The sequence below is a fragment of the Bacillus sp. PS217 genome, assembly GCF_037963535.1.
Classification (GTDB): Bacteria; Bacillota; Bacilli; order Bacillales; family Bacillaceae; genus Bacillus; species Bacillus subtilis.
Window position 1 is genome coordinate 3,856,218 of sequence record NZ_CP150157.1, and the last position, 25,896, is coordinate 3,882,113.

General features: G+C 44.8%; 24 protein-coding genes. 6 read left to right on the forward strand and 18 right to left on the reverse strand.

Features of this window, described 5'->3' with window-relative positions:
• Positions 1 to 60: 60 nt before the first annotated feature.
• Positions 61 to 1,383: a purine/pyrimidine permease gene (locus tag NSQ83_RS19995; RefSeq protein WP_015384975.1), complete on the reverse strand. Its 1,323-nt coding sequence runs from the start codon at positions 1,381 to 1,383 to the stop codon at positions 61 to 63.
• 19 nt (positions 1,384 to 1,402) lie between these two features.
• Positions 1,403 to 1,720: a YwdI family protein gene (locus NSQ83_RS20000; RefSeq protein ID WP_003243806.1), complete on the reverse strand. Its 318-nt coding sequence runs from the start codon at positions 1,718 to 1,720 to the stop codon at positions 1,403 to 1,405.
• Positions 1,721 to 1,887: 167 nt separating this feature from the next.
• On the opposite strand from NSQ83_RS20000, the gene NSQ83_RS20005 reads away from it, so the two are divergent.
• On the forward strand, positions 1,888 to 3,258 hold the full coding sequence (locus tag NSQ83_RS20005; RefSeq protein WP_198878415.1) for an aldehyde dehydrogenase: 1,371 nt from the start codon (positions 1,888 to 1,890) through the stop codon (positions 3,256 to 3,258).
• 24 nt (positions 3,259 to 3,282) lie between these two features.
• On the opposite strand, the gene NSQ83_RS20010 is transcribed toward NSQ83_RS20005, so the two are convergent.
• Complete coding sequence (locus NSQ83_RS20010; protein ID WP_015384978.1) at positions 3,283 to 3,960, reverse strand: uracil-DNA glycosylase; 678 nt, start codon at positions 3,958 to 3,960, stop codon at positions 3,283 to 3,285.
• Positions 3,961 to 3,973: 13 nt separating this feature from the next.
• On the reverse strand, positions 3,974 to 4,780 hold the full coding sequence (locus tag NSQ83_RS20015) for a glycosyltransferase family 2 protein (RefSeq protein ID WP_015250953.1): 807 nt from the start codon (positions 4,778 to 4,780) through the stop codon (positions 3,974 to 3,976).
• Between the two features lie 190 nt (positions 4,781 to 4,970).
• Here NSQ83_RS20015 and NSQ83_RS20020 point away from each other — a divergent pair, with 190 nt between their 5' ends.
• On the forward strand, positions 4,971 to 5,786 hold the full coding sequence (locus NSQ83_RS20020; RefSeq protein WP_014665830.1) for a bifunctional hydroxymethylpyrimidine kinase/phosphomethylpyrimidine kinase: 816 nt from the start codon (positions 4,971 to 4,973) through the stop codon (positions 5,784 to 5,786).
• 90 nt (positions 5,787 to 5,876) lie between these two features.
• On the opposite strand, the gene NSQ83_RS20025 is transcribed toward NSQ83_RS20020, so the two are convergent.
• The 3 genes from NSQ83_RS20025 to scrA all read right to left on the reverse strand — a co-directional run bounded on the left by NSQ83_RS20025 (position 5,877) and on the right by scrA (position 9,040).
• The gene (locus NSQ83_RS20025; protein ID WP_088327213.1) at positions 5,877 to 6,125 is read right to left on the reverse strand and encodes a hypothetical protein; all 249 of its coding nucleotides are present in this window, start codon (positions 6,123 to 6,125) and stop codon (positions 5,877 to 5,879) included.
• A gap of 93 nt (positions 6,126 to 6,218) precedes the next feature.
• A complete protein-coding gene (gene sacA, locus NSQ83_RS20030; protein WP_160221889.1) occupies positions 6,219 to 7,658 on the reverse strand; it encodes a sucrose-6-phosphate hydrolase in 1,440 nt (479 codons plus the stop codon).
• A complete protein-coding gene (scrA, locus tag NSQ83_RS20035) occupies positions 7,655 to 9,040 on the reverse strand; it encodes a PTS system sucrose transporter subunit IIBC (protein WP_160221890.1) in 1,386 nt (461 codons plus the stop codon). The genes sacA and scrA overlap by 4 nt, the downstream gene beginning before the upstream one ends.
• Positions 9,041 to 9,341: 301 nt before the next feature.
• On the opposite strand from scrA, the gene NSQ83_RS20040 reads away from it, so the two are divergent.
• Positions 9,342 to 10,112, forward strand: a complete 771-nt coding sequence (locus NSQ83_RS20040; RefSeq protein WP_033883421.1) for a formate/nitrite transporter family protein — start codon at positions 9,342 to 9,344, stop codon at positions 10,110 to 10,112.
• Positions 10,113 to 10,150: 38 nt separating this feature from the next.
• On the opposite strand, the gene sacT is transcribed toward NSQ83_RS20040, so the two are convergent.
• Together sacT and NSQ83_RS20050 are read right to left on the reverse strand one after the other, a co-directional pair.
• The gene (gene sacT / locus NSQ83_RS20045) at positions 10,151 to 10,981 is read right to left on the reverse strand and encodes a sac operon transcriptional antiterminator SacT (protein WP_119899917.1); all 831 of its coding nucleotides are present in this window, start codon (positions 10,979 to 10,981) and stop codon (positions 10,151 to 10,153) included.
• Positions 10,982 to 11,020: 39 nt separating this feature from the next.
• A complete protein-coding gene (locus NSQ83_RS20050) occupies positions 11,021 to 11,323 on the reverse strand; it encodes a hypothetical protein (protein WP_003222155.1) in 303 nt (100 codons plus the stop codon).
• 529 nt (positions 11,324 to 11,852) lie between these two features.
• Between NSQ83_RS20050 and vpr the strand changes: the two genes are divergently transcribed.
• Positions 11,853 to 14,273 (forward strand): serine protease Vpr, encoded by a 2,421-nt coding sequence (gene vpr, locus NSQ83_RS20055; RefSeq protein ID WP_197196301.1) that lies wholly within the window; start codon positions 11,853 to 11,855, stop codon positions 14,271 to 14,273.
• Positions 14,274 to 14,310: 37 nt separating this feature from the next.
• On the opposite strand, the gene NSQ83_RS20060 is transcribed toward vpr, so the two are convergent.
• The 3 genes from NSQ83_RS20060 to rodA all read right to left on the reverse strand — a co-directional run bounded on the left by NSQ83_RS20060 (position 14,311) and on the right by rodA (position 17,522).
• Positions 14,311 to 15,312, reverse strand: coding sequence for an LLM class flavin-dependent oxidoreductase (locus NSQ83_RS20060; protein ID WP_198878414.1), 1,002 nt, complete (start codon positions 15,310 to 15,312; stop codon positions 14,311 to 14,313).
• Between the two features lie 173 nt (positions 15,313 to 15,485).
• Complete coding sequence (nfsA, locus tag NSQ83_RS20065) at positions 15,486 to 16,235, reverse strand: oxygen-insensitive NADPH nitroreductase (RefSeq protein ID WP_017696211.1); 750 nt, start codon at positions 16,233 to 16,235, stop codon at positions 15,486 to 15,488.
• 105 nt (positions 16,236 to 16,340) lie between these two features.
• Complete coding sequence (rodA, locus tag NSQ83_RS20070) at positions 16,341 to 17,522, reverse strand: cell shape-determining peptidoglycan glycosyltransferase RodA (protein ID WP_015250943.1); 1,182 nt, start codon at positions 17,520 to 17,522, stop codon at positions 16,341 to 16,343.
• Positions 17,523 to 18,018: 496 nt separating this feature from the next.
• Between rodA and ywcE the strand changes: the two genes are divergently transcribed.
• Entirely contained in the window at positions 18,019 to 18,282 is a 264-nt protein-coding gene (gene ywcE, locus NSQ83_RS20075) for a spore morphogenesis/germination protein YwcE (RefSeq protein ID WP_003227411.1), read from the forward strand.
• A gap of 41 nt (positions 18,283 to 18,323) precedes the next feature.
• Here the strand turns inward: ywcE and qoxD are convergent, their stop codons facing one another.
• Genes qoxD through qoxA form a run of 4 tightly spaced genes read right to left on the reverse strand, consistent with a single transcriptional unit; the run spans position 18,324 to position 22,270 of the window.
• Positions 18,324 to 18,698 (reverse strand): cytochrome aa3 quinol oxidase subunit IV, encoded by a 375-nt coding sequence (qoxD, locus tag NSQ83_RS20080; RefSeq protein ID WP_003227410.1) that lies wholly within the window; start codon positions 18,696 to 18,698, stop codon positions 18,324 to 18,326.
• Position 18,699: 1 nt separating this feature from the next.
• Positions 18,700 to 19,314 (reverse strand): cytochrome aa3 quinol oxidase subunit III, encoded by a 615-nt coding sequence (gene qoxC / locus NSQ83_RS20085; protein ID WP_003227409.1) that lies wholly within the window; start codon positions 19,312 to 19,314, stop codon positions 18,700 to 18,702.
• A gap of 13 nt (positions 19,315 to 19,327) precedes the next feature.
• The gene (qoxB, locus tag NSQ83_RS20090; RefSeq protein WP_003227407.1) at positions 19,328 to 21,277 is read right to left on the reverse strand and encodes a cytochrome aa3 quinol oxidase subunit I; all 1,950 of its coding nucleotides are present in this window, start codon (positions 21,275 to 21,277) and stop codon (positions 19,328 to 19,330) included.
• Positions 21,278 to 21,304: 27 nt separating this feature from the next.
• On the reverse strand, positions 21,305 to 22,270 hold the full coding sequence (qoxA, locus tag NSQ83_RS20095; protein WP_010886637.1) for a cytochrome aa3 quinol oxidase subunit II: 966 nt from the start codon (positions 22,268 to 22,270) through the stop codon (positions 21,305 to 21,307).
• A gap of 514 nt (positions 22,271 to 22,784) precedes the next feature.
• Between qoxA and NSQ83_RS20100 the strand changes: the two genes are divergently transcribed.
• Positions 22,785 to 23,030 (forward strand): GlsB/YeaQ/YmgE family stress response membrane protein, encoded by a 246-nt coding sequence (locus tag NSQ83_RS20100; protein ID WP_009968363.1) that lies wholly within the window; start codon positions 22,785 to 22,787, stop codon positions 23,028 to 23,030.
• 70 nt (positions 23,031 to 23,100) lie between these two features.
• Here the strand turns inward: NSQ83_RS20100 and galT are convergent, their stop codons facing one another.
• The gene (gene galT / locus NSQ83_RS20105; protein ID WP_198878413.1) at positions 23,101 to 24,642 is read right to left on the reverse strand and encodes a UDP-glucose--hexose-1-phosphate uridylyltransferase; all 1,542 of its coding nucleotides are present in this window, start codon (positions 24,640 to 24,642) and stop codon (positions 23,101 to 23,103) included.
• Positions 24,643 to 24,645: 3 nt separating this feature from the next.
• On the reverse strand, positions 24,646 to 25,818 hold the full coding sequence (locus NSQ83_RS20110; protein WP_198878412.1) for a galactokinase: 1,173 nt from the start codon (positions 25,816 to 25,818) through the stop codon (positions 24,646 to 24,648).
• Between the last annotated feature and the right edge of the window lie 78 nt (positions 25,819 to 25,896).

Here is a 25,896-nt window from a genome sequence, read left to right on the forward strand (position 1 = left end):
TATCTCTCCCGCCTTTTCGTTAAACTCATATCATTTATCTTATCGCACCTGCACCAAAATTCAATGTTTGTTCTCCGTTGACACGAGATTGTCGGATTTTCTCCTGCGCCAAAGCTGGAACTGGTCAGCTGCTATTGCAGCAAGCGTCCCTAATACGAGCCCGTTGCTTAATAGAGAAATAAATACCGGATGCAATCCCTTTAACGCAGTTTCAGGAACAAACATGATACCGACCCCTGTCAGCAGTGAGATGCCGATGATAGACCGCACCCTTTTTGATTCTTCTTTCTCATACGAATCAAATTCGGCAAAGGCCAGACCGCCCATTGCGGAGAACACAACAAAATTCACCGCAAATCCAACGGGTGACGGCAGGCTCGCAAACGTATTCATAAAAAACGGGATTACGCTGATCACGATAACCAAAATACTGCCGAGCATAAACGGTTTTTTAGAAGGCATTTTGGTCGTTTCAATAAAACCCGCGGCTCCCGAAATCGGAACAGGCGCAATAGCTCCCGTCAAACCGCTAAGCAGATGGCTGAATGAAGCGGCAAAACCGGCATGGCGTTCATGATGCTTTCCATCAGGCTGTTTGCTGAATTTTTTCACGGCGATGTCCACAACCTTCATGCTCGCCAGCATATTCACAATCAGCAAGATGGTAATAAAAATAGAAGTGATGATCAGGCCGCTGTTAAATAACGGTGTCCCAAAAGGAAACAGGGAAGGCAGCTGAAACAGCCGGTCCGGCATTTCAATCGGCTTTGCCGCTCCGGCAGCCGCAAACAGCACCCACCCGCCGAACAAGGCTAATAAAATAGAATATTGCTTAAAAAACATGATGTTCGAATTTGTCATTATAAAAGCGGCAGCGATCACAACAAGCGCCAGGCCAAATACAAGACCGTCCACCCCGTCCTGTCGATAACCGATTCCGAGAATTCCTTTTATAATGGGCTGACTCAGCTGCATGACAAGAAGCAATAAATAGACGCCCGTTACAACCGGAGTAAACAATTTTGCAAGTCTGTCAATGACCTTGAAAACACTTAACAAAAAGAAACATACAGCGCTTACAAGAAGAGCTCCCTGCAACCCCCGCAGTGTGTCTCCATATGTCGCAAACACAGTTCCCGTCAGCCCTGCGTAGATCGTATACACTCCCCACCACAAGCCGGCTGGGCTTTCATTGATCGGCAGTCTGTGGCCTTTCAAACACTGAATGACGGCGGCAATTCCCAGTACAAAAAAAGTGCTTTGAATCAATCTTGCAGAATCTGAGTGATCCAGATGAAACGACTGGGCAACCGCCACCGGAACAACAATCGCCGCAGCAATAATAAACGCTGTCCATTGCAGCGCGCCAAGAACCAATTTCACGTAAGCTCAACCTCTCTCTTTAAAAATCAAATAAAGACTCTCCGTTTCCATCCTCTTCCTGCTTCTCTTTTTCTTGCTTTCGATATTTGTTTAATCCCGCGCTCCCCATCATTTTTTCCATCATCAGCTGGTCTGTCGATGGCGGCGCGGCGGGACTTGGCGTAACGCTCGGCTGTATGCGGGGCGCGCTCGCGTTCTCCGGCTGATCAAGCACGACATCACACAGAGAACGGACAACCGCTACATAACGCTTCAGCTCCTCATCCCGTTCAGCTGTTTTTGCTTTTTTCAGCTCCTCTTCCATCTTTTGAATTAATGCAGATATATGAATGTTCATGAAGCACCCTCCAAAAAAATAAATGTTGTCTTCCTGCATTTTATCAAATTCCTGCTGTAAACGCAGATATGAGTTTGTTATTTTTTCTGACAAACCTTGCGCGATTGACAAGCAGAAGAGATTTTTCACATAATAAATCACCATACATTACAAAAAGGAGAAACGGAATGAACAGCATCCCCTCTATCATCAGCAAGCATAAAGCCTATTTTGCGGCGGGACATACGAGACCGCTTGAATCGAGACTGAACATTTTGCGAAAGCTGAAACAAGCCGTCAGAACTCATGAAGCCGATCTCATAGCCGCTCTCTACCAGGATCTCCACAAATCCGAGCAAGAAGCATACTCAACAGAAATCGGAATCGTCTTGGAGGAAATCAGCTTTGTCATGAAACGGCTGAAAAAATGGTCCAAGCCGAAACGAGTCAAAACGCCGCTGACTCATCTAGGCTCCAAAAGCATCATCATTCCTGAGCCGTATGGAACCGTTTTGGTGATTGCACCTTGGAACTATCCCTTGCAGCTGGCGCTTTCTCCGTTGATTGGAGCCATTGCGGCGGGGAACACGGTCGTTCTCAAGCCATCAGAATATACGCCGGCTGTTTCTGCTATTCTTTCCAAACTCATCAGCAGCGTTTTTCCTACTGATTATGTCGCTATGGCAGAAGGCGGGCCCGATGTCAGCACAGCATTATTACAGCAGCCCTTTGACTACATTTTCTTTACAGGCAGTGTAGCTGTAGGAAAAATCGTCATGGAGGCCGCCGCCAAACAATTAATTCCCGTAACCTTGGAGCTCGGCGGCAAAAGCCCCTGCATCGTCCATAAAGATGCTGACATTCAGCTTGCCGCCAAACGCATCGTCTTCGGGAAATTTACAAATGCGGGACAAACCTGCATCGCACCGGATTATTTATTTGTCCACGAGGACATCAAAACGAAGCTCACAGAAGAAATGAAGCGTGCGATCAGAGAATTTTACGGCCCTCAGCCGGAACAGAATTCACAGTACGGCAAAATCGTCAGTGAGCGCCACTATCAGCGGCTGCTCAGCTTTCTGAATGACGGCATCCTGCTCACAGGCGGACAATCTGATCCCGATCATCACAAAATTGCGCCGACCATTCTCGAACAAGTGAGAGATGACTCTCAAGTGATGCAGGAGGAGATTTTCGGGCCGATTCTTCCGCTCTTTACATACCACGATATCGGGGAAGTCATTGAAAAAGTCCAATCGCGCCCTAAGCCGCTCGCCCTGTACCTCTTCACCACAAACAAAGAAATTGAGCGCGCTGTTTTAGGAAATCTGTCGTTTGGCGGGGGCTGTGTCAATGATACGTTAATGCATGTGGCGACGCCGTATTTGCCATTCGGCGGCATCGGGGAAAGCGGCATCGGCAGCTATCACGGGTTTGACAGTTTTAACACATTTACGCACAAAAAAAGCGTCGTCAAACAAACGAACCGCTTCGACTTCGCATTTCGTTATCCTTCCTCCAAAAATGGGCTGCGAATGATTCGAAAAATACTCAAATAAAAAAGCGCAGAGTATCTGCGCTTTTTACAAATCCTTAATACACCAATCAATCGGCGCCTCTCCCATTTTCTCCAAATAGGCATTCGCCCGGGAAAACGGTCTGCTCCCGAAAAATCCGTTTCTCGCCGAAAACGGGCTGGGATGCGTCGATTCAATGATAAAATGCTTGGACGTGTCGATCCGTTCTTTTTTCATTTGAGCATGCCGTCCCCACAAAATAAAGATAACCGGCTGCTCCCTTTCATTCAGCACGTCAATAATTCGGTCCGTCAGTCGCTCCCAGCCTTTTCCCTTATGGGAATTCGCCTGTCCGCGCCTTACTGTCAGCACAGTATTCAGCAAAAGAACGCCTTGCTTTGCCCAGCTCACAAGCGACCCGTGATTCGGGATGCTGCACCCGATGTCCTGCTGCAGTTCAAGAAAAATATTTTTTAACGAAGGCGGCTGCTTTACACCGGGCTTGACAGAGAAGCTTAAACCTTGAGCCTGTCCCGGCCCGTGATACGGATCTTGACCCAGAATGACGACCTTGACATCATCATATGATGTATAATGCAGCGCGTTGAAAATATCCCGGCTGTCCGGATAAATCGTTTGCTCCGCGTATTCCCTCTTCAGCATCTCTCTGAGCTCTTGATAATACGGTTTCTCAAACTCTTCCTTTAGCTGATTCCACCAGCTGTCTTGTAAAAGCTGTTTCAAGATTCAGGCCCCCTTACGAACGATGAAGTCTGGAATAGACAGGCTCGCCATCCCAAACCATTTCACTTTTTGCTTCCCGCCTCTTCATCTCAGGCTCTTCAAGCAGGACGGCAAAGTTTTTCGTCGGCAGCTCCCCGAGTCCGTGCTTTTCACTTAAACGATCCAAATATTGCTTCCGCTTGGCGCCAAGGTCCGCAGACTGATTGTCTCCCGCGTCACTGAAGGCATAAATCACACTGGCGCAAGGGACACGCTTCACCCGGTAATCCTTGGCTGCGCGCAGATAAAAATCCCAATCCCAGTAATTGTGCACATCAGCATCGAAATACCCGATTTCATCATGCAGAAAACGTCTGTACATGCTGCCCGACGGTACGTATGTAGAAAACACTCTCATATCCTCATAGTCAGCGGTATAAGCAAACAATTTCCGTGACACTGGATACCTTGTTCCGTTTTTCTCTTCAAACGAAACTATTTCCGCATCAGAATGAACGAAGTCTGCCGTTTCTATTTCCTTTGCCATTTTCTCGATATGCCCTGGCGTAAAGAAATCATCGTCATCACACAGCATAATGCAATCCCCAGACGCCTCTTTTACACCGGCATTTCTCGCAGCCACATGCCCCGAGTTCTTTTCTAAATTGATGACAGCAATCGGCAGCTCCGGATAAAGTGCTTTGACCGGCACGACCGATTCCCCGGCATCATTCACAATAATAATTTCATACGGCTTCAAGGTCTGGCGGGAAATCGACTCCAAAAGCTCACACAGAGCCGGAATCCGATTATAGGTCACAATTACGATAGAAATCTTCATGATGCTCTCCTTCTCATTTTCATAGTCATGTACTATTAAAACATATATTGGACGGGAGATCAGTGGGAATATCCTACTGAAACAGGAAAGGAGACCTTGAGAATACCAGATGATTTGCTAAGCCTTCTATATTGTGATACAGAGAAAATCTAACTATAATGAAAGACAAAACACGATGGAGGTTCAAGACATGTCTATGCATAAAGCACTCACCATTGCCGGCTCAGATTCCAGCGGCGGTGCTGGGATTCAAGCTGATTTAAAAACATTTCAAGAAAAAAACGTATACGGGATGACCGCCTTAACGGTGATCGTTGCGATGGACCCAAACAACAGCTGGGACCATCAGGTATTCCCGATCGATACTGATACAATCCGCGCCCAGCTTGCAACAATTACGGACGGCATCGGCGTGGACGCCATGAAAACAGGAATGCTGCCAACCGTTGACATTATCGAGCTTGCGGCAAAAACGATCAAAGAAAAACAATTAAAAAATGTGGTAATTGACCCGGTTATGGTTTGCAAAGGTGCTAATGAAGTCCTTTATCCGGAGCACGCCCAAGCCCTGCGTGAGCAATTGGCTCCGCTAGCCACTGTCATTACGCCCAACTTGTTTGAAGCCAGCCAGCTCAGCGGCATGGATGAACTAAAAACAGTTGACGATATGATCGAAGCCGCGAAAAAAATTCACGCACTCGGCGCTCAATATGTCGTCATTACAGGCGGAGGCAAACTCAAACATGAGAAAGCCGTTGATGTTCTCTATGACGGAGAAACAGCAGAAGTCCTTGAAAGCGAAATGATCGATACGCCTTATACACATGGCGCAGGCTGTACATTCTCAGCAGCCGTGACAGCGGAGCTCGCCAAAGGTGCGGAAGTCAAAGAAGCCATTTACGCAGCGAAAGAATTCATCACAGCGGCTATTAAAGAATCCTTCCCGCTAAACCAGTATGTTGGTCCTACGAAGCATTCTGCACTGCGCCTGAATCAACAATCATAAACAAAAGGGGCTGCCTAACAAAGAGGCAGCCCTTTTTAAATCACCGAAGACTTTTCACAGAAAAAACTGCCGATCCCATCGGCAGCCTGTTTATTTGATTTTTAAATTGTTTGCAGATTTCCTCAAAAATGTTTCTATCGACTGAACAAAAAGTGCATATTCCTTCATTTGTTCATATGCCCGCGTGAGAATTTCCGCCGTTTCACTGTGCGGCGTTGTTCCGCCAAGCATTTTTTTCAGCTGAAGCAGCACATCCTTATATTCTTCCCGCTTATCTTCAACTTGGTTAGCAGCCTTTTCCAAACATTCCGGTGTTATCTTCTGTTCATTTATATTCAAGAAAACAACTCCTTTTACAGAAAAAAATAGTAGGTTATCGTTGAAGAATAGCACAGATGGCTCAGATTTCACATAAGAAAATAGAAGGATTTTCTACATAAGTGTCCAAATTCTGACATTCATTTCAGATTTCCCGGTCGAACTGGCTGTTACTTCATGATTTCCCGGGAAAGGAAAATATCTCGCACTAAAGACCTCTTCTCCGTTATTGATAAAGATTTCAACAGAGGATGCGTCGATAAACATGTGCACGGTATGCAAATCCTTGATGCGGCAATGTCTCGCTTCTGTTCTTTTTCCGTCAAAGCCCTTTCGTTCCAGCGTAACATTCCCCTTGTCTTTATGGAAGGAAAACGTAGCCGTTCCGCGGATACTGATTGAAAAGCCTGACTCTGTATGAATGTCTTCCAGCAGAATCTCAGTTCTTTCAGGTTTTTCCACTGGAAGCGTACCAGATGATCCATGCATGTTGATGTGTATTTTTTTCTCATTTCTGCGCATGGCTTTTAGCTCAGGCAGCGGCTGCTGAATCAGCTTCTCGCCTGATATTGTCAGCTGTCTCGGCAGCGTCATGCAGTGAATCCAGTGATAGTCAATCGTCGGATGAGATCCTTCATCCTGGTCAGGCACAGCCATCCATGCAAACAAAATTCGTCTGCCCTGATCATCTTCAAGTGTTTGCGGCGCGTAAAAATCAAAACCTTGATCAAGCTCCATAAATTCACCATGCTTCAGTTCAGGCTTGTTATAATCAAGACGGCCGACAAAATAACCTGATTGATATACGTTCTGATAACGGAAACCGTCAGCCTCAAGCCCTTGAGGCGAAACAATCAGCACGTCCGATCCTTGAAGGGAAAACAAATCAGGGCATTCCCACATGTATCCAAAATCGTCCAGCCCGTTGAAGCCCGCGCCGGTTATCGGGCCAAGAAATCTCCACTCACTCAGGTTATCAGAAGCAAACAATACAGCCTGCCCTTTCAAATTCTCTGTTTGCGCACCAATCACCATATACCATGTGCCTTCATGCTCCCATACCTTCGGATCGCGAAAATGCGCCGTATATCCTTCCGGAAGGCGGGCGACGACACCCTTTTTCTCAAAGGACAGCCCGTCGTCAGAAACAGCAAGGCATTGATACGTTTCCCGATTTCCATCCTGATCCCTGACATTTCCTGTGTAAAACAGATAGAGCCGATCGTCTTTCGTGACAGCGCTGCCCGAGTAGCAGCCGTTTTTATCAAACCAATCACTCGGAGCCAGCGCAATCTCTTCCCGCTTCCAATTCACAACATCCTGTGTCGTATAATGCCCCCAAAATTTTGCGCCGTGCCCCGTCTGAAACGGCTGCCACTGAAAGAATACATGATAGCTGCCCTTCCAATAAATCACGCCATTCGGGTCATTCAGCAGCCCAACCGGCGGCATGATATGAAAATGCTGGCGGTGCGGATCGCTGTTAGCGATGGGCTCTTTTTTCTCCACTTCTTCATAAGCCCGGCGACGAAGCTCCTGGTCATGTGCTGTCATTTTTTCCTCTCCTCATCCTCATTAATCTTCATGACAAATGCTGCAATGAACGCTGACACTGCTGCAATCGCCATGCCAATCAGATAGTGAATCAAGTTGCTGACGCCAAACGGAGCCGCAATGGCGATCATCGGAATTCCCGTTAACCCGTAAGCGTTTGCAGCTACATGTGTAAAGACGACATATGCCCCACCCAATGCGCCTCCGATCATCGCGGCGATAAACGGTTTTCGGTAGCGAAGATTGACTCCGAATATGACGGGCTCAGTAATGCCGAGAAAAGCGGAAAATGCTGCCGGAAGCGCGATTTCTTTTGTCTTTGCCTTTTTCGCCATAAAGAAGACGGCAAGGCCTGCCCCGCCCTGTGCGACATTCGCCATTGACCAGATAGGCAGCAAGTAGTTTTTGCCTATATCTGCAATTAACCCCGCCTCAATCGCATGGAAGCTGTGATGAACACCTGTCAGCACGATGAGTGAATACGTGCCCCCGAAAATCAAACCTGCAACAAAACCGGCATGGTCATACACATAAGTTAAAGCAACCGTAATCCCGGAGCCAAGGGCTCTTCCCAGAGGGCCAATCGCGATAAAAGCAACAAACCCGGTGACAATTACAGTAACAAAAGGTGTAACAAGCAAGTCTACCGCATGCGGAACCACTTTTCTTGTCCATTTCTCTACCTTGCTCATTACATAAACCGCCAGCAGAATAGGGATGACAGTTCCCTGATAGCCTAGAAGCGCGATATCAAATCCGAAAAGATGCATATAATCAGGTGTGGCTTCCGCCAATCCCCATGGATTTAAAAGAGACGGATGAATCATGATTCCCCCGATGACCGCTCCCAAGTATGGATTGCTGCCAAACTCTTTTGAAGCGCTGACCCCGATTAGAATCGGCAAGAAAATGAATGCTGCACTTGAAAACATATCAAGCAGCTGCAAAAGCGCAGAATCCTTGCTCATCCAATGAAACGCATTGATCATACCCAGCAATCCCATTAACAGGCCGCTGGCCACAATAGCCGGGATAATTGGGACAAAAATATTAGAAAGCGTTTTCGCAAATCTCGCAGCGGGATTCAGCTTTTCTTTTGCCGCATCCTGATGATTGACGTGTTCTTCACGCTCGATATCAGCTTCTTTAGAAAAGGCATCGAATACTTTATTCACAAGGCCTGTTCCGAAAATGATCTGGTACTGGCCAGAGCTGCTGAAAGCCCCTTTGACGCCATCAAGCTCTTCTACTTGTGCTTGATCTATCTTTGATTCATCTTTCATCACTAAACGCAGTCTTGTTGCACAATGAGCCGCGCTGATAATATTTTCTTTCCCTCCGAGAAGCTCAATGAGGCGTTTTGCAGTCTCTTTGTAATCCATCTATTTCTCCCCCTTTTATTTAAACAAAAAAGACCTAAAATTCGCCAACGAATAAAGGACACAGCGATCCTTTTTCATTTACGCAAATTTTAGGTCTTGCCTGCTTTACCAGTCACAATCCCGCTTATTCAGATTAAGAATACGCTTTCATCATAAATCATGACAGCGTTTTCGTCAACTATTTTTTTAGTTAAATAGTTTGATAAAACATGTAGACAAAAATTCGTAAAAATTAATTGTGAAATACTTCACAATATCGTGCTATACTATGCTCAATCATGAAAGAAAGCAGGAAAAGACAATGGAAACTCAAGCATTACAAAAGGTTGAACAGTATGCTTTGAAAAAACAAAACATATTCGCTTCAAGCAAAATCCGTTATGTGCTTCGGTCCATTTTGGCCAGTATGTTTATTGGTTTTGGCATTACAGCCGCAAGCAAAACAGGCAGCTATTTCTTTATGGCTGATTCTCCGTTTGCCTTTCCGGCAGCCGCTGTCACTTTCGGGGCCGCTATTCTGATGATTGCTTACGGAGGCGGAGATTTATTTACCGGCAACACCTTTTATTTCACCTATACCGCGCTCCGGAAAAAACTCAGCTGGCGCAACACCCTGTACTTGTGGATGTCAAGCTATGCCGGCAATTTAATCGGCGCCATTCTGTTTGCCATCCTGATCAGCGCGACGGGACTTTTTGAGGAGCCTTCTGTTCATTCCTTTTTGATTCATTTGGCAGAGCACAAAATAGAGCCGCCGGCTTCCGAATTGTTTTTCAGAGGAATGCTGTGCAATTGGCTTGTATGCCTCGCCTTTTTCATTCCAATGTCTCTCAAAGGGGAAGGAGCAAAGCTTTTTACCATGATGCTATTCGTTTTCTGCTTCTTTATTTCCGGCTTTGAACACAGCATTGCCAATATGTGCACATTCGCCATCTCGCTTTTGATCGAGCACCCTGATACAGTGACACTGATGGGAGCAGTCAGAAACTTAATCCCCGTTACGCTCGGCAATCTGACCGCGGGAATAGTTATGATGGGCTGGATGTACTACACACTGAATCCTGATCAATAAAAAAACTTCCAGAGATCACTCCCTGCAAGTCAAAGCGGTTATTCCGAGAGATCTTGAAGACGCTGGACATGCAGCGTGATATAGCCGGCCTCGGATTCCGGCAAATGTAATTGATATTCATTTTTCAAAAACTCCGCCAGCTCCAGCGCACATTGATAGGCGAATGAATACTTTTTTTGGATGAAATAAAGCATCTCCTCGTCCATACGATGGAGCGCTTCATTTGATTCCAACCGGCTGACCGCGTATCGCAAATGCGTGACAAGGCGTTGATAGGAAATGCTGTTTTCATCCACCTTTCGATTAAAGTATTGTTCTATTTTCTCTATCATTTCTTTGATCATGGTCGTATGCTTCAGCGCCGAATACATGCTCTCCGCATCCATCTTGGCCGTATGGATGTGAAGGGCAATATAACCCGCTTCATCTTCAGGCAGAGACACGCCCAATGTCTCTTTTACATGTCCGATCGCCCACAGGCCGATCTCATATTCTTTTTTATAGAGCGCCTTTATCTCATGCAGCAATTTATTCTGCACAAGCAGCCCATTTTGAATCCTTTCGATCGCAAAGGACAAATGGTCAGAAAGCGCGATATGAATGTGATCGCTCAGCGGCGCCGCGAGCTCTCCTTCCGCATAGCTGATGATATCCTCAGCTATTTCTATATGCTCCTCCGGCAGTGTTTGCAGGATTTGTTTGAACTTTTCATTCTCGTCGCGCACGACAAAGATCTTTTCCACTTTACTCATAGGGATGAGATCATTTTTCTTTTTTTGAAAAGCGATTCCCGGTCCCATCACGATTTTTTCCTGATCATCCTCTTTTATTAAAGCCGCATTGTTGTTTAATACTTTATAGATTTTCAAGAGGTTATCTCTCCCGCCAATTTGCTTTTGACTGGGATTTTACCTCCTTTTGACCGCCATGTAAAGATGCGGGCCCGCTCTCTCCTGCTTTGGCGATTCCTTGAAGGCTTGCAAACATCTTCTTTTATAAAGCGCGGCGGCTTTCGCTTTCTGCTTTTCTTCCTCATTCACAGCCATCCGCCACTCATAAAACGAAACGAGTCCTGCGGCCTGCACAGCCGCCTTTCTTTGGTATGTACGCTGAGCCGAATAGACCGCGGCAGCCGCAGTTTTTCTGTCCGGCGTCACCCAGTTCATCAAAAAGACCATCCACACCCGTAAAGATACAAGCAAACGTTTCATAGAAAAACATCCCTCCGCTTCTTTTTGGCAGGCAGCCTTTTTAGCAGCCCGTTTTCTCAGCCGCAGCCCGCAAGAAAAGACGGCCGATTTCTTTTCTCGCAAACTAGCGGCTCTAGCAAAACTCATGACTCTATGATAGACCGTGGAAAGAGAATTCTTTGTCACAATATGAGTGAAAAAACCAACTAGTTTTTAGAAGTTTTGTTGAAAGCTGAAAGAATTGAAATGAAAATTGGAGAACCGCTTTGAAAACTTTATACACAAGTTATCCCAAAGATAAGAACAACTTAATCACAAGAGATATCCACATGTCCACAAACTCTATCTATATTTTGTATACGAACGTATATTCCTAACTATATATATACACAGGTTTATTCACTTATACACAGGGTTCTGTGTATAACTCCTTCGTTATACACAAACAAACTCCAATAAATGGTCCAAATGACACAAGGATTTTTTTGAATTTTCAAGAAATATATACTAGATCTTTCACATTTTTTCTAAATACAAAGGGGGAAACACATTGAAAAAGGGGATCATTCGCTTTCTGCTTGTAAGTTTCGTCTTATTTTTTGCGTTATCCACAGGTATTACGGGCGTCCAGGCAGCTCCGGCTTCTTCAAAAACGTCGGCTGATCTGGAAAAAGCCGAGGTATTCGGTGATATCGACATGACGACAAGCAAAAAAACAACCGTTATAGTGGAATTAAAAGAAAAATCCTTGGCAGAAGCGAAGGAAGCGGGAGAAAGCCAATCGAAAAGCAAGCTGAAAACCGCTCGCACAAAAGCAAAAAACAAAGCAATCAAAGCGGTGAAAAACGGAAAAGTAAACCGGGAATATGAGCAGGTATTCTCAGGCTTCTCTATGAAGCTTCCAGCTAATGAGATTCCAAAACTTCTCGCGGTAAAAGACGTTAAGGCGGTGTACCCGAACGTCACATATAAAACAGACAATATGAAGGATAAAGACGTCACAATCTCCGAAGACGCCGTATCTCCGCAAATGGATGACAGTGCGCCTTATATCGGAGCAAACGATGCATGGGATTTAGGCTACACAGGAAAAGGCATTAAGGTGGCGATTATTGACACTGGGGTTGAATACAATCACCCAGATCTGAAGAAAAACTTTGGACAATATAAAGGATACGATTTTGTGGACAATGATTACGATCCAAAAGAAACACCAACAGGCGATCCGAGGGGCGGAGCGACTGACCACGGCACACACGTAGCCGGAACTGTGGCTGCAAACGGAACAATTAAAGGCGTAGCGCCTGATGCCACACTTCTTGCTTATCGTGTGTTAGGGCCTGGCGGAAGCGGCACATCGGAAAACGTCATCGCCGGTGTGGAACGTGCAGTGCAGGACGGGGCAGATGTGATGAACCTGTCTCTCGGAAACTCTTTAAACAACCCGGACTGGGCGACAAGCACAGCGCTTGACTGGGCCATGTCAGAAGGCGTTGTCGCTGTTACCTCAAACGGCAACAGCGGACCGAACGGCTGGACAGTCGGATCGCCGGGCACATCCAGAGAAGCGATTTCTGTCGGTGCGACTCAGCTGCCGCTCAATGAATACGCCGTCACTTTCGGCTCCTATTCTTCAGCAAAAGTGATGGGCTATAACAAAGAGGACGACGTCAAAGCGCTCAATAACAAAGAAGTTGAGCTTGTCGAAGCGGGAATCGGCGAAGAAAAGGATTTTGAAGGGAAAGACCTGACAGGCAAAGTCGCCGTTGTCAAACGAGGCAGCATTGCATTTGTGGATAAAGCGGATAACGCTAAAAAAGCCGGTGCCATCGGCATGGTTGTGTATAACAATCTCTCTGGAGAAATTGAAGCCAATGTGCCAGGCATGTCTGTCCCAACGATTAAGCTTTCATTAGAAGACGGCGAAAAACTCGTCAGCGCCCTGAAAGCTGGTGAGACAAAAACAACATTCAAGTTGACGGTCTCAAAAGCCCTCGGTGAACAAGTGGCTGATTTCTCATCACGCGGCCCTGTTATGGATACGTGGATGATTAAGCCTGATATTTCGGCGCCAGGGGTCAATATCGTGAGCACGATCCCAACACACGATCCTGACCATCCATACGGCTACGGATCAAAACAAGGAACAAGCATGGCATCGCCTCATATTGCCGGAGCGGTTGCCGTTATTAAACAAGCCAAACCAAAGTGGAGCGTTGAACAGATTAAAACCGCCATCATGAATACCGCTGTCACTTTAAAGGATAGCGATGGGGAAGTATATCCGCATAACGCTCAAGGCGCAGGCAGCGCAAGAATCATGAACGCGATCAAAGCCGATTCGCTCGTCTCACCTGGAAGCTATTCATACGGCACGTTCTTGAAGGAAAACGGAAACGAAACAAAAAATGAAACGTTTACGATTGAAAATCAATCTTCCATTAGAAAGTCATACACACTTGAATACTCATTTAATGGCAGCGGCATTTCCACATCCGGCACAAGCCGTGTTGTGATTCCGGCACATCAAACCGGGAAAGCCACTGCAAAAGTAAAGGTCAATACGAAGAAAACAAAAGCTGGCACCTATGAAGGAACGGTTATCGTCAGAGAAGGCGGAAAAACAGTCGCTAAGGTACCTACATTGCTGATTGTGAAAGAGCCCGATTATCCGAGAGTCACATCTGTCTCTGTCAGCGAAGGGACTGTACAAGGCACCTATCAAATTGAAACCTACCTTCCTGCGGGAGCGGAAGAGCTGGCGTTCCTCGTCTATGACAGCAACCTTGATTTCGCCGGCCAAGCCGGCATTTATAAAAACCAAGATAAAGGTTACCAGTACTTTGACTGGGATGGCACGATTAATGGCGGAACCAAACTTCCGGCCGGAGAGTATTACTTGCTCGCATATGCCGCGAACAAAGGCAAGTCAAGCCAGGTTTTGACCGAAGAACCTTTCACTGTTGAATAAGAAAAAGCCCTGCCCAATCGGCAGGGCTTTTTAAAGATCAGTCAGCAAACGCCTCCTGCAATAATCGATACGATCGGAGCTTATCTTCAAAATGATGCGTGATGGTCACCACCATGATTTCCTCTGTTTCATACGCTTTACTCAAAGCTAACAGCCGCTCCTTAACCTGTTCTTTCGTACCAACAATCATTCGATTTCGATTATCAGCAATTCGTCTCTGTTCATAAGGAGAATACGTATTTTTCCGAACAGCTTCATACGAAGGAACTCCCTCTAAAGGAATACCCTGCTCTCCCGCCAAAAGTGTAAAATCAAGCACAGCCTCAAGCTCCTCTGCCTTCTCCTCCGTGTCAGCACAAAGAACAAAAACAGCAACTGCCGCTCGAGGCGTATCTCCTAACACAGACGGTTTGAATCGTCTCTTATACTGTCTGACAGTACCCTCTCCGCCCTCTCCATTGATAAAATGGGCAAACATATAGCCAGCGCCAGATTCAGCTGCGAGCAGCGCGCTTTCTCCAGATGAGCCGAGCAGCCACACATCCGGAGCCGTTGAAATATGCGGCGCAGCGGTCAGATTCGGAAAACGGTGTTTGTCATCCGCCAAATCATGCAAATACATGGTCAGCTCCTTAATTTGCTGCGGATACTGATCAGCATTGCGCTTACCGCCGTCATTAAGCGCCCATGATGCAATCGGCATTCCCCCCGGTGCTCTGCCAAGCCCCAGGTCAATTCTTCCTGGTGTCAGCCCCTCCAGAACACGAAAGTTTTCAGCTACTTTATAAGCACTGTAATGCGGCAGCATGACTCCTCCTGATCCAACACGGATTCGCTTTGTTTTCGCCGCTATATGACTGATTAGCACCTCAGGACTGGACCCTGCCAGCCTTTTTGAAAAGTGATGCTCAGAAACCCAAAATCTCTTATATCCAAGGTCCTCAGCAGCTTGGGCAAGCGCAACGGTTTGCTGTAAGGCCGTTTCTGCATTGCTGCCCTCTGATACTGGAGATTGATCTAATATACTTAATGAAACCATCCCTACCACCTCATCCTCATCGTATCACTGATCCCCTATTTTTTCTCCAAAGCCGCTCACACTGCTTATCAGTGTCCCCTATCATTCTCCATTTATTTGTGAAAGCATGACCCTATTTGTCGGAATATGTTACACGTGAAACATAAAAACCCCTCCAGACGGAGAGGTTTGCTTTAGTTTTTATTAAAGCCCTTTTCTTTCACGTAGTCATTTAAATACGTACGCGGCTTTTGCTTCATAAAGTTCAGTATTTGATCGGACCACGTTTCTTCCCGCTGCCCGTTTGTTCTTTCTCTATAGTAATCAGAAATGGTTTTGTCATACGTATTCATAGTATGACGGAAATCGTCTGTGTTCACATTATACGTATTCTCATGATAAACGGCCTGCTTTGGCAATCTTGGTTTTTTGCCAGAAAGGTTCGCAGGATGGCCTACTGCCAGTCCGAAAAGCGGGAGCACATGATCAGGCGTTTGCAGCACCTCTGTCACCTTGTCCAGTTCATTCCGAATGCCACCGATATAGCAAATGCCAAGCCCCATGGATTCAGCGGCAATGCTCATATTTTGCGCTGCCAGCGCCGCATCAATCAAGCTAACCATAAACATTTCTGTATTCTCGAGCAGCTCAGAAATATGTTCACCTTTTTCCTCAGCCAGTTTTTGATGGCGGTACAAATCCGCACAAAATACAAAAAAGTGTCCGTTCTTCTCAACGTAAGGCTGATTCCCAGCAAGCACGGACAGCTCACGTTTTTTCTCAGGATCAGAAACCCCGATAATCGAATATGCCTGCACATAGCTGGATGTAGACGCAGCCTGCGCACTTTTCACTAATGTATCAATTTCTTCAGCTGTCAAAAGCTGATCAGTAAAAGACCGGATTGACCGATGATTCAAAATGGTTTCGATTGTGTTATTCATCACAAAAACCTCCTTATCACTTTTTATCATATCCGAAAAAAAGTGATCTCAAAAGCGAAATGCTCTGAACAAAAAAAGACAGCCTCTGTAAAGGCTGTCTGCATATTAAGAATTAAAAAGATAACTTCTGTATTTCGTCAGCTGCACACTTGCATTATATACAATCCCAAATCCGATTAACGTGGAAAGTGTCGAGCTTCCCCCATAGCTGACAAACAGCAGCGGAATCCCGGTAACAGGCATAATGCCGATGTTCATTCCGATATTCTGGAATGTGTGGATCACAATTAACGCCGTATAGCCAACGCAAAAGAAAGAAGCGAAACGGTTAAACGGATGTATTTTGTCTATCAGAACGACAAGCCTGTAGATTAAAAAGAAGAACATGATGACAACAATTGCACAGCCTATAAAGCCAAATGACTCACCTATTATAGAAAAGATAAAGTCAGTCGTACTCTCTGGAACATAAACCTTCAAATTAGAAATACCATTACCTAAAATACCACCAGATCCTATTGCCATGATGGCCTGGTCAACTTGCCAGCTGTCATTTGAATCTTCCTGTGTCTCATTTGAAGCAGACACCCAAGAAGTGACCCGCTTAATTTGATAATCCTGTATTCCAACTGATTTAGCAACGTCAGGAAAGTTTATCATTACTAATAAAATTAATGAAATGAGTAAGATACCTGAACCAGCTATGATCGCAATCAATTTCCAATTTATACCTGACATAAAAACCATTACAAGAACGATAAACATACATATTCCCGCAGTCCCAGCATCCTGCATCAGGATAAGACCTACAGGAATAACTGCGACACCCGCAATCTTTAATAACAAGTGGATATCATCCCTAAGCGTCCGAACTCCTTTAGGATTAGCTTTTCCAATAACTGAAGCAAGCATCATAATTAAACCAACCTTCATAAACTCTGACGGCTGTATTGTTATTCTACCGATCCTAAACCAACTTTTTGCCCCTTTAATAACAGGTGCAATAGACTCGGGACTGATTTTAAGAATAATCAAAGATAAAATACCAATGATAAAAATATATAAACTTAACTTTTCAAGCTGTTCTAAATCAAAGTACAAAAGAACTGTAATGGCAACAGCCCCCAAAAAATAAAACACAATTTGCTGAATCCAATCCGTGTTCCCATACTGCCCAAACTGACCGGCAGCATAAATTGATACTACGCTTATAATAAAAAACACACCAAATATAAAAATCAAATCCCCCTGATAAAAGGGGCTTTGCTGTTTCTTATATCGACTCATTCTATCCCGCCTTACATTTTCATCGGAAAATCACTAATGTTTATTATACATGAACCACGTTCAAGATGACACGTGAAGCTCGCTTCCTTTTATGTTTTTTCAGCATTTGCGGCGCTTTTTCAGCTACACGAAATATGACGTATCATAAACCGAAATGTTTCGATTGACACAAAACTTTTCAAATGAAAAAAACGCCATACCAAAAGAATTTGTTAAAAAACGAATGCGATAATGTGTTATGTTCCCAAATAATGTGATACCTCATATAGAAATAGCTAAAAATTCAGAGCCCCATGCCCATACATTCTCCTAGCACATTAAACGAAAAAAATAAGACGATAGATCCAGTCCATTTCTGCAAAAACACGTATCAATTTCTGGAAAACATGGTATAATAATTGTAACAGAATGTTCAAAAAACAATCACAAAACAGACACAACTCAGTTCCTCTATTTCATTTTTGTAAACGTTATCACAAAATGAAAGGAGACGGGTATGATGGACATGTTTTTTGCTTACTTATTGGTTGCCAGCGCAACGCCTCTCTTTATTTGGCTTGATAACAAAAAAGTCGCACTCTCAGCTATTCCGCCAATCATTTTAATGTGGGTATTCTTCTTCTTTTACGCAACAGAAAGCCTTTCTCCACTTGGACACACTCTCATGATTATCTTGTTTGCCGTTAACGTCATTGTCGCTCATATCGCCGCATTTATCATTTACGGCCTTCCGTATCTTCGCAGAAAGCGAAGCAGCTGAAGACAGCAAAAAACCCTCTTCCAATGAAGAGGGTTTTTGTATTATTCGTTATGGCCTGAATGCTCTGAGTGTTCAGCGCCTCCAGGAGGATTTCCGTCCATATGGTCACCATGGTGATAGTGAGCCGCGAAAATCCAGATGGATCCAAGTACGATAACGATCGCGCCAAAGAATCCGAACAGCGTGTTTCCGACTTGGATCGTGCCGTTTTCGCTCTCTGTCATATGCATAAACATGAGAAGCTGCAGCGCCGCCTGAATGAAGGCGAAGCCGAAGATAATCCAAAGTTTTGCTGATGAGCTCAGGTCAGTATACACTGCAACCCATAGAGCCAGCAGGGTCAAAACGATAGACAGGATAAAACCTACAATGTGTTTCCATGGAAAGTGACTGTGTTCAGCAGATTTGTTTGCCATTTTACAGACCCCCCAATCCCATGAGATAGACACCTGTAAAGATGAAAATCCATACAACATCTAAGAAGTGCCAGTACAAGCTTGAGATAAAGATTTTAGATGAAGTTTGCGGAGTTAAGCCGCGTTTCTTCAACTGAATCAGAATTCCTGTGATCCAGAAAATCCCGATTGTTACGTGAGTTCCGTGAGTTCCAAGTAAAACAAAGAATCCAGACCAGAACGCACTTGTACTGAGAGCCGCTCCTTCATGTACATAGTGAACAAACTCGTTGATCTCGCATCCGACGAAGCCGGCACCGAGAAGAAGAGTGATAATTGTCCAAATGACTACGCCTTTTAAACTTCCGCGGCGCATTTCATGAACAGCGATCCCGCAGGTAAAGCTGCTGATCAGCAGCAAGAACGTCATAATCATTACCAGATTGACTTCAAATAGTTCGTCTGGCAAGACACCTCCAGCTGTTCTGTTTTTAAGAACGAAGAAGGTTGCAAATAGTGTTGAGAACAACACAATTTCTGCCCCTAAAAAGATCCAAAACCCGAGAATATTAAGTCTGCCGGTTTCAGATTGATATTCCATAGGCGCGTTAGAATTGCCGTGTTCTGCATGTTCCATAACTCACGCCTCCTTATTCGGAAATCTTTCTTTCCGTCTCTTTTATTTCATCAACACTAATGTAGTAGCCGTTGTCGTATTCGAATGAACGCAGAACCATGCAGAGCAGGACTCCGATCAATCCGACTACGCCCATCCAGTACCATTCAAAGACAAGTCCAAAGCCTGCAAGACCGAAGGCAACAGACATAAAGAACGGTCTGCCTGAGTTGCTTGGCATATGGATTTTCTTGAATTTACTTTCAGGGTATAATTCAGTTTTTTCTTCTTTCATATGCAGGAATGCATCTTGAGATTTGACTTCAGGAAGCACCGCAAAGTTGTAATGCGGCGGAATCGCAGAAGAAGTCGCCCAATCAAGCGTACGTCCCACACCCCATGAATCTCCGCTGATTTCACGAGTAGAGTAACGGAAGCTGTAGTAGATGTTATAGCAAAGGATTAAGAATCCTACACCCATCATGAAAGCTCCGACTGTTGAGATAAAGTTCAATGTTGTCCAGCCGTCATTCGGTCCGTATGTGTAAATACGGCGAGGCATGCCTTGAAGCCCCAAGAAATATTGCGGGAAGAAACAAATATTGAACCCGATCATAAAGATCCAGAAGAACCATTTTCCGATTCTTTCGTTCAGCTTGTGGCCGAACATTTTTGGATACCAGAAAATAAATCCGGCGAAACAAGCAAATACAGTACCCGCGATCAGCACATAGTGGAAGTGAGATACAAGGAAGTACGTATTATGGTATTGATAATCCGCTGCTGCCATCGCAAGCATAACCCCTGTAACCCCGCCGATAACGAAGTTAGGAATGAACGCAAGCGCCCACAGCATAGGTGTTGTAAAGCTGATTCGGCCTTTATACATTGTAAAGAGCCAGTTAAAGATTTTAACCCCGGTTGGGATTGAGATTGCCATTGTCGTAATTGAGAAGAATGAGTTAACGGACGCACTGTTCCCCATTGTGAAGAAGTGGTGAGTCCAAACTAAGAAACTCAATACAGAGATGGCGATAATAGAACCAACCATCGCTTTGTAACCAAACAATTGTTTTCTTGCAAAGCTTGAGATGATTTCTGAGAAAATACCAAACGCCGGAAGAATAACGATATATACTTCAGGATGTCCCCAAATCCAGAACAAGTTAGCCCAAAGCATCGGCATACCGCCTGCTTCCAATGTGAAAAAGTGAGCGCCGAACAAACGATCAAATGATAAAAGTGCTAATGCTACTGTAAGTACAGGGAAAGCAAACACGATAATAACCATTGTGATCAGTGTTGTCCATGTGAACATTGGCATACGCATTAATGTCATGCCTTTTGTTCTCATTTTTAAGATTGTTACCATAAAGTTGATCCCTGTCATCAGGGTACCGATACCGGCAATCTGAAGTCCGAGGAGGTAGTAGTTCTCACCCGGCCCAGGGCTCATGTCGTTACTTGCAAGCGGCATATAACTCGTCCAGCCTGCGTTCGGAGAACCTCCGATAACGAAAGAAATATTGAAAAGCATCGCCCCTACAAAGAACGTCCAGAAGCTCAGGTTGTTCAAGTAAGGGAACGCAACGTCGCGGGCACCGATTTGAAGAGGTACAACAACGTTGATAAGACCGATTAAGAACGGCATCGCCATGAAGATGATCATGATTGTACCGTGAGTTGTAAAAATTTCATTATAGTGGTTTGAGTCTAAAAAACTGTTATTCGGAAGCGCTAGCTGGGCACGCATCATCAGACCGTCGACACCGCCGCGGAATAACATAATTACAGCAGATATAATGTACATGATTCCGAGTTTTTTATGGTCAACAGTAGTTATCCATTCAGACCACAGCCATTTCCACTTTTTGAAGTAAGTCAGTACAAAAATAATGGCAATGGTTGAAAGCGCAATGGAAACTTGTGCGCCCAGAATTAATGGGTCACCAGTTACGAAAAATTCGTCCCATTTGAATTTCATGCAGGCTTCCTCCTTTCCTGATCAATATCATTCTTCTGTATCATCAGACTTCTTAAATTCGTTTTTCTTTACGTTTTCAAACGGATCTGTTTTAGAGTGCGGTGAAACGGCTTGATAGCCAAGGCGTTTGCGCGCCTCCATCGCGTACTCAGCGTCTTGTCCGTGATCAACGTATTTCAAGTGAGTAGAAGAGAACGTTAATTCGTCCACATTTTCAGGAAGCATCAATTCATCATACTTCTCTTTTGTCAGCTTAGGAGCCTCGTTCTGAGTCTTTTTCACCCAGCTGTTAAAGTCTTTTTCTGTGACTGCATTCACATCAAACTCTTGGTCTGCAAAATGTTCACCTGTGAAGTTCGCGTTGCGGCCTTCGTAAGTACCCACTTTGTCAGCCTGTAAGTATTGATCCATCAGCATTCCTGCCATCGCATATTTTTGCCCTCCAAGCTGAGGAATCCATAGCGAAGCCATTGAATCTGCAGATGAGATTTTGAACAAGATCGGGCGGTCGACAGGAATGTTTAAGTAGTTGACCGTTTCAATATCCTGTTCAGGGTAGCTGAATACCCATTTCCAGTCTACCGAAGTAGCATAAACAACAAGAGGCTCTTTGTCTTTTGTTGCTTCAGGAGCTTTTTCTAACGAATATATCGTCTGTACTGTTGGCACAGAAAGTGCAATGACGATTAAAATTGGGATCACTGTCCAGACTACTTCTAAAAACGTGTTACCGTGAATTTCTGGGTTATAAGATCCATTATCTTTGCCTTTACGGTCGCGGTATTTTACTAAAATAATGGTAAATAGAACAAAGACGACCCCGACGATAAACAGCATAAATCCGATAGATAACAGGATTAAATCACTTTGCTGTTCAGCTACAGGTCCTTTCGGATCTAGTACTGAAGCATTGCTGCATCCCCCAAGGACGAAAACCACAGTTAACAGCGCTAATACAAGCAACGGTTTTAATGCTCTGAACAAGAAGATCACCATCCTTCCTATTGATGTAATAAATCTGAAGTGCATACTTCCTCAAAATCTTTTCTCTACTTTGTTATGCTATCAAAAACTTCACTTATTAGCTTTATTTTTTTATAAACTTCATCCCATTTTCGCTTAAATGTCATAAAATCGACAAAAATTGCTCCAACTTTATTCACATCTATCGCTTAAGATGAAAAGTTTCTAGTTATTTCCGCATATAAAGTAAAGAAAGATGATGAAGAACTAATTCTGACAAATTAAGGTTTACCACAATAAAAAACTTAGGTCAATCAAAAATTTCATTTTGTTAAACTTTCTAGATAGGAATTATTTTTTCCTCGTCTAGCATCTTTTCACACGGTTACCATTTTAACGCATCAAATATTGAAAGAAAAGGCGCAATGAAGAGCCAATATGCTCTGAATTGTCCGTATTTTTTATGAGAGCATCCAGTTGTTTATCTTATACAAAAAAGAGGAATGATATAAGCAAATAAATAAAAAATAGGATGTGTTGCATGATGAGTTTTCTTATTTCACTTATCGTCGCTATTATTATCGGATGGCTTGGAAGCCTGTTTGTAAAAGGAGATATGCCCGGAGGAATTATCGGGTCTATGATCGCAGGTCTTATTGGCGCCTGGATCGGACACGGGCTGCTTGGAACATGGGGGCCGCACCTAGCCGGATTTGCCATTATTCCAGCGGTAATCGGCGCAGCCATTGTTGTCTTTTTAGTAAGCCTGTTAACCAGAAAAAGAGGATAAAAGCAGCAGCACCCGAAGCGTCAGCGCTTTGGGTGTTTGTTTTGCCATAAAAATCGAAAAAGCCTCAACCCTAGCGGTTGAGGCTTTTGACTGGTTTGGCGCCCAACTGATCGATGAACCTTCTGAAGGCCTGTTTTCCCTCTGCTGTCTGCTTAAATACACCGGCGTGTTCAAGAATGCGAGCGAATACATGTCCCAGCTCTTCTTTTATGACTAGATCTGCATTCTCTTTTGTTATGGTTCTTTTTTCCATCATCCGAAGAGCCCATTCACTATGCTTTGCCGTGAGCGGATTTTGTTCTAAGGCTGTTTTTGGATTAGCAGAGCATAGCGCCGCTGCCGTTTCTTTCATTTCCTCCTGTAAGCGGCCCGGCAATATCGCCAATCCCATGACCTCAATCAGGCCGATATTTTCTTTTTTAATATGGTGGACTTCTTGATGAGGATGAAATATTCCTAATGGATGCTCCTCATCCGTCCGGTTGTTCCTCAGTACGATATCGAGTTCGTACAAGTCTCCCCTGCGCCGCGCAATCGGTGTGACCGTATTATGGGGCGTATCGCCTGTATAGGCGGCAATACCGGCTTTTTCATCGGAATACGTCTGCCACGTGCGGAAGATATGGTCAGCAGCTTCGGCGACATGACCCGGTTCGTCTCCTTGGAGCCTGAGTACAGACATCGGCCACTTCACTAAGCCTAGCGACACGCCGGGATAATCATTTAATTCATAAACGTCTTCTGCTTCTGCACGTGCCATTGGAAAATCATGCGCGCCGCCTTGGAAATGATCATGGCTTAGGATGCTACCGCCGACAATCGGCAGATCCGCGTTTGAACCGATAAAATAATGCGGATACTGCCCGAGAAATGACAGCAGCCTTTCAAATGTTTTTTTGCTGATCTCCATCGGTTCATGTTCACCTTTTAAGACAATGCAGTGCTCTGGATAATAGACATATGGCGAGAATTGCAGGAACCATTGTTCGTCCTCAAGGATGACCGGAATGATTCTGTGATTTTGCCGGGCTGGATGATTTACGCTTCCCTCGAACCCGACATTTTCTTTACACAGCAAACACATCGGATAATTTGTCTGTTCCTGCTCTTTTGCAGCCGCAATCGCTTTCGGGTCCTTTTCAGGCTTTGATAGGTTAATAGTCATTTCCAGTTCGCCATATTCGGTCGGCACCGTCCAATGAACATTTTTGGCGATTCTGTCAGTCCGTATATAATAGACATCCTCTGAATATTGATAGAATTCCTTTGTCGCCTGTTTTGGGCCGTATAATGCTTTTGTCTCTTCAAATTTGCGAATGACCTCGGACGGAGCAGGTACAAAACAGCCCATCAGCTTTGCGCTGAGCAGGTCACGGTACGTATCTGTATCCGCTTCCATTCGGCCGGTTTCCGCAGCCCATTTATAGATGGGAGCAAGCAAGTCCGGCAGGCTTTGTGACTGCTTAATGCTGGTGCTGGAGATCGGCTCGGGATGTGTGATGTCCAGCGCTTCATAAAGACGGTTTCTCGTATATTCCCGATCCCAGATCGAAATCAATTTTCGTTCCAGGCCATACTCAAGCAGCTGTTCCAGATGTTCAAAAATACTCATATGTCACTCCCCCTTTAGTTCTCTCGCTCCCTCTCCGATATCCGCGACATAAAAATCCGCTCGGAGCCCTGTTTTTGCTTGATATCTGTCTCCAACCTTCTGAATAAAATCATCAACGAACTCATCTTTTACAATGCTGATGGTGCATCCGCCAAAGCCTGCTCCCGTCATTCTTGATCCAATTACACCTTCGTGATCCCATGCCGCAAACACAAGCTCATCAAGTTCAGGGCATGTTACTTCATAGTCATCCTTCAATGAAAGGTGGGATTCCTTCATTAACTGCCCGATTTCATCTATATTGTTCTCTTTGAACATATGGGCCGTCTTAATAGCACGATGATTTTCGTATACAGCGTGCTTTGCCCGGCGTCTGTTCGTTTCATTTTGGATCAGGCTGGAATGCGCATCGAAATCAGAAGGCTTGATGTCGCCCAGTGCGGCAATATCGAGGCCTTTTTTCAAATCAAGCAATGCATCATTGCATTCTTGGCGTCTCGTATTATAGCTTGAGTCAGCCAATGTCCTTTTTTTGTTCGTGTTCGCGATGACCAGCGCGAGGCCTGAGACATTGAGTTTGCTATATTCATAGTCAAGCGTGTCGCAGTTCAGCAGCATCGCATGATGTTTTTTCCCCATTCCAATTGCAAATTGGTCCATAATTCCGCAATTGACGCCGATAAAATGGTTTTCCGCATGCTGCGCCATTTTCACAAGCTCAAGCGCATCTACTTCAGGATGAAAATAGCTTTGGAGCACGACCCCCATCAGCAGTTCAATAGAAGCGGAAGACGACAGCCCCGCCCCGTTTGGAATATTCCCTGAAAATACAATGTCAAAGCCATGGGGAACTGCATATCCCCTCTGTTGAAATTCATAAATCACGCCTTTTGGGTAGTTCGCCCAGTCGTCTTCTTTTTGATAGCGAATATCGTCAAGGCTGCATTCCTTGATCCCCGCGTCTTTAAAGTTGTCTGAATACATCCGGACAACCCCGTCTTTTCTTTCTGCAACAGCAGCATATGTACCCATTGTCAGCGCGCACGGAAAGACATGCCCGCCGTTATAGTCTGTATGTTCTCCAATCAGATTCACTCTTCCAGGTGCGAAAAAAAACCGTAACCCCTCTTTTTCTCCGAATACACTTGCAAATATCCCCTTTAGCTCTTCCCGCATGTGCAATCACCTTTCTGGTTTTTATTTTTTATTCCCCTTATTTCTCCATAGAAAACGGCAGATCATATGCTGCTGTCC

Excerpts from the sequence above, each read along its gene's own strand:
- NSQ83_RS20000 (WP_003243806.1), bottom strand. The coding sequence starts at position 1,720 with ATGAACATTCATATATCTGCATTAATTCAAAAGATGGAAGAGGAGCTG.
- NSQ83_RS20005 (WP_198878415.1), top strand. The coding sequence starts at position 1,888 with ATGAACAGCATCCCCTCTATCATCAGCAAGCATAAAGCCTATTTTGCG.
- NSQ83_RS20015 (WP_015250953.1), bottom strand. The coding sequence starts at position 4,780 with ATGAAGATTTCTATCGTAATTGTGACCTATAATCGGATTCCGGCTCTG.
- NSQ83_RS20020 (WP_014665830.1), top strand. The coding sequence starts at position 4,971 with ATGTCTATGCATAAAGCACTCACCATTGCCGGCTCAGATTCCAGCGGC.
- sacA (WP_160221889.1), bottom strand. The coding sequence starts at position 7,658 with ATGACAGCACATGACCAGGAGCTTCGTCGCCGGGCTTATGAAGAAGTG.
- scrA (WP_160221890.1), bottom strand. The coding sequence starts at position 9,040 with ATGGATTACAAAGAGACTGCAAAACGCCTCATTGAGCTTCTCGGAGGG.
- NSQ83_RS20040 (WP_033883421.1), top strand. The coding sequence starts at position 9,342 with ATGGAAACTCAAGCATTACAAAAGGTTGAACAGTATGCTTTGAAAAAA.
- NSQ83_RS20050 (WP_003222155.1), bottom strand. The coding sequence starts at position 11,323 with ATGAAACGTTTGCTTGTATCTTTACGGGTGTGGATGGTCTTTTTGATG.
- NSQ83_RS20060 (WP_198878414.1), bottom strand. The coding sequence starts at position 15,312 with ATGGTTTCATTAAGTATATTAGATCAATCTCCAGTATCAGAGGGCAGC.
- nfsA (WP_017696211.1), bottom strand. The coding sequence starts at position 16,235 with ATGAATAACACAATCGAAACCATTTTGAATCATCGGTCAATCCGGTCT.
- rodA (WP_015250943.1), bottom strand. The coding sequence starts at position 17,522 with ATGAGTCGATATAAGAAACAGCAAAGCCCCTTTTATCAGGGGGATTTG.
- ywcE (WP_003227411.1), top strand. The coding sequence starts at position 18,019 with ATGATGGACATGTTTTTTGCTTACTTATTGGTTGCCAGCGCAACGCCT.
- qoxD (WP_003227410.1), bottom strand. The coding sequence starts at position 18,698 with ATGGCAAACAAATCTGCTGAACACAGTCACTTTCCATGGAAACACATT.
- qoxC (WP_003227409.1), bottom strand. The coding sequence starts at position 19,314 with ATGGAACATGCAGAACACGGCAATTCTAACGCGCCTATGGAATATCAA.
- qoxB (WP_003227407.1), bottom strand. The coding sequence starts at position 21,277 with ATGAAATTCAAATGGGACGAATTTTTCGTAACTGGTGACCCATTAATT.
- NSQ83_RS20100 (WP_009968363.1), top strand. The coding sequence starts at position 22,785 with ATGAGTTTTCTTATTTCACTTATCGTCGCTATTATTATCGGATGGCTT.
- galT (WP_198878413.1), bottom strand. The coding sequence starts at position 24,642 with ATGAGTATTTTTGAACATCTGGAACAGCTGCTTGAGTATGGCCTGGAA.
- NSQ83_RS20110 (WP_198878412.1), bottom strand. The coding sequence starts at position 25,818 with ATGCGGGAAGAGCTAAAGGGGATATTTGCAAGTGTATTCGGAGAAAAA.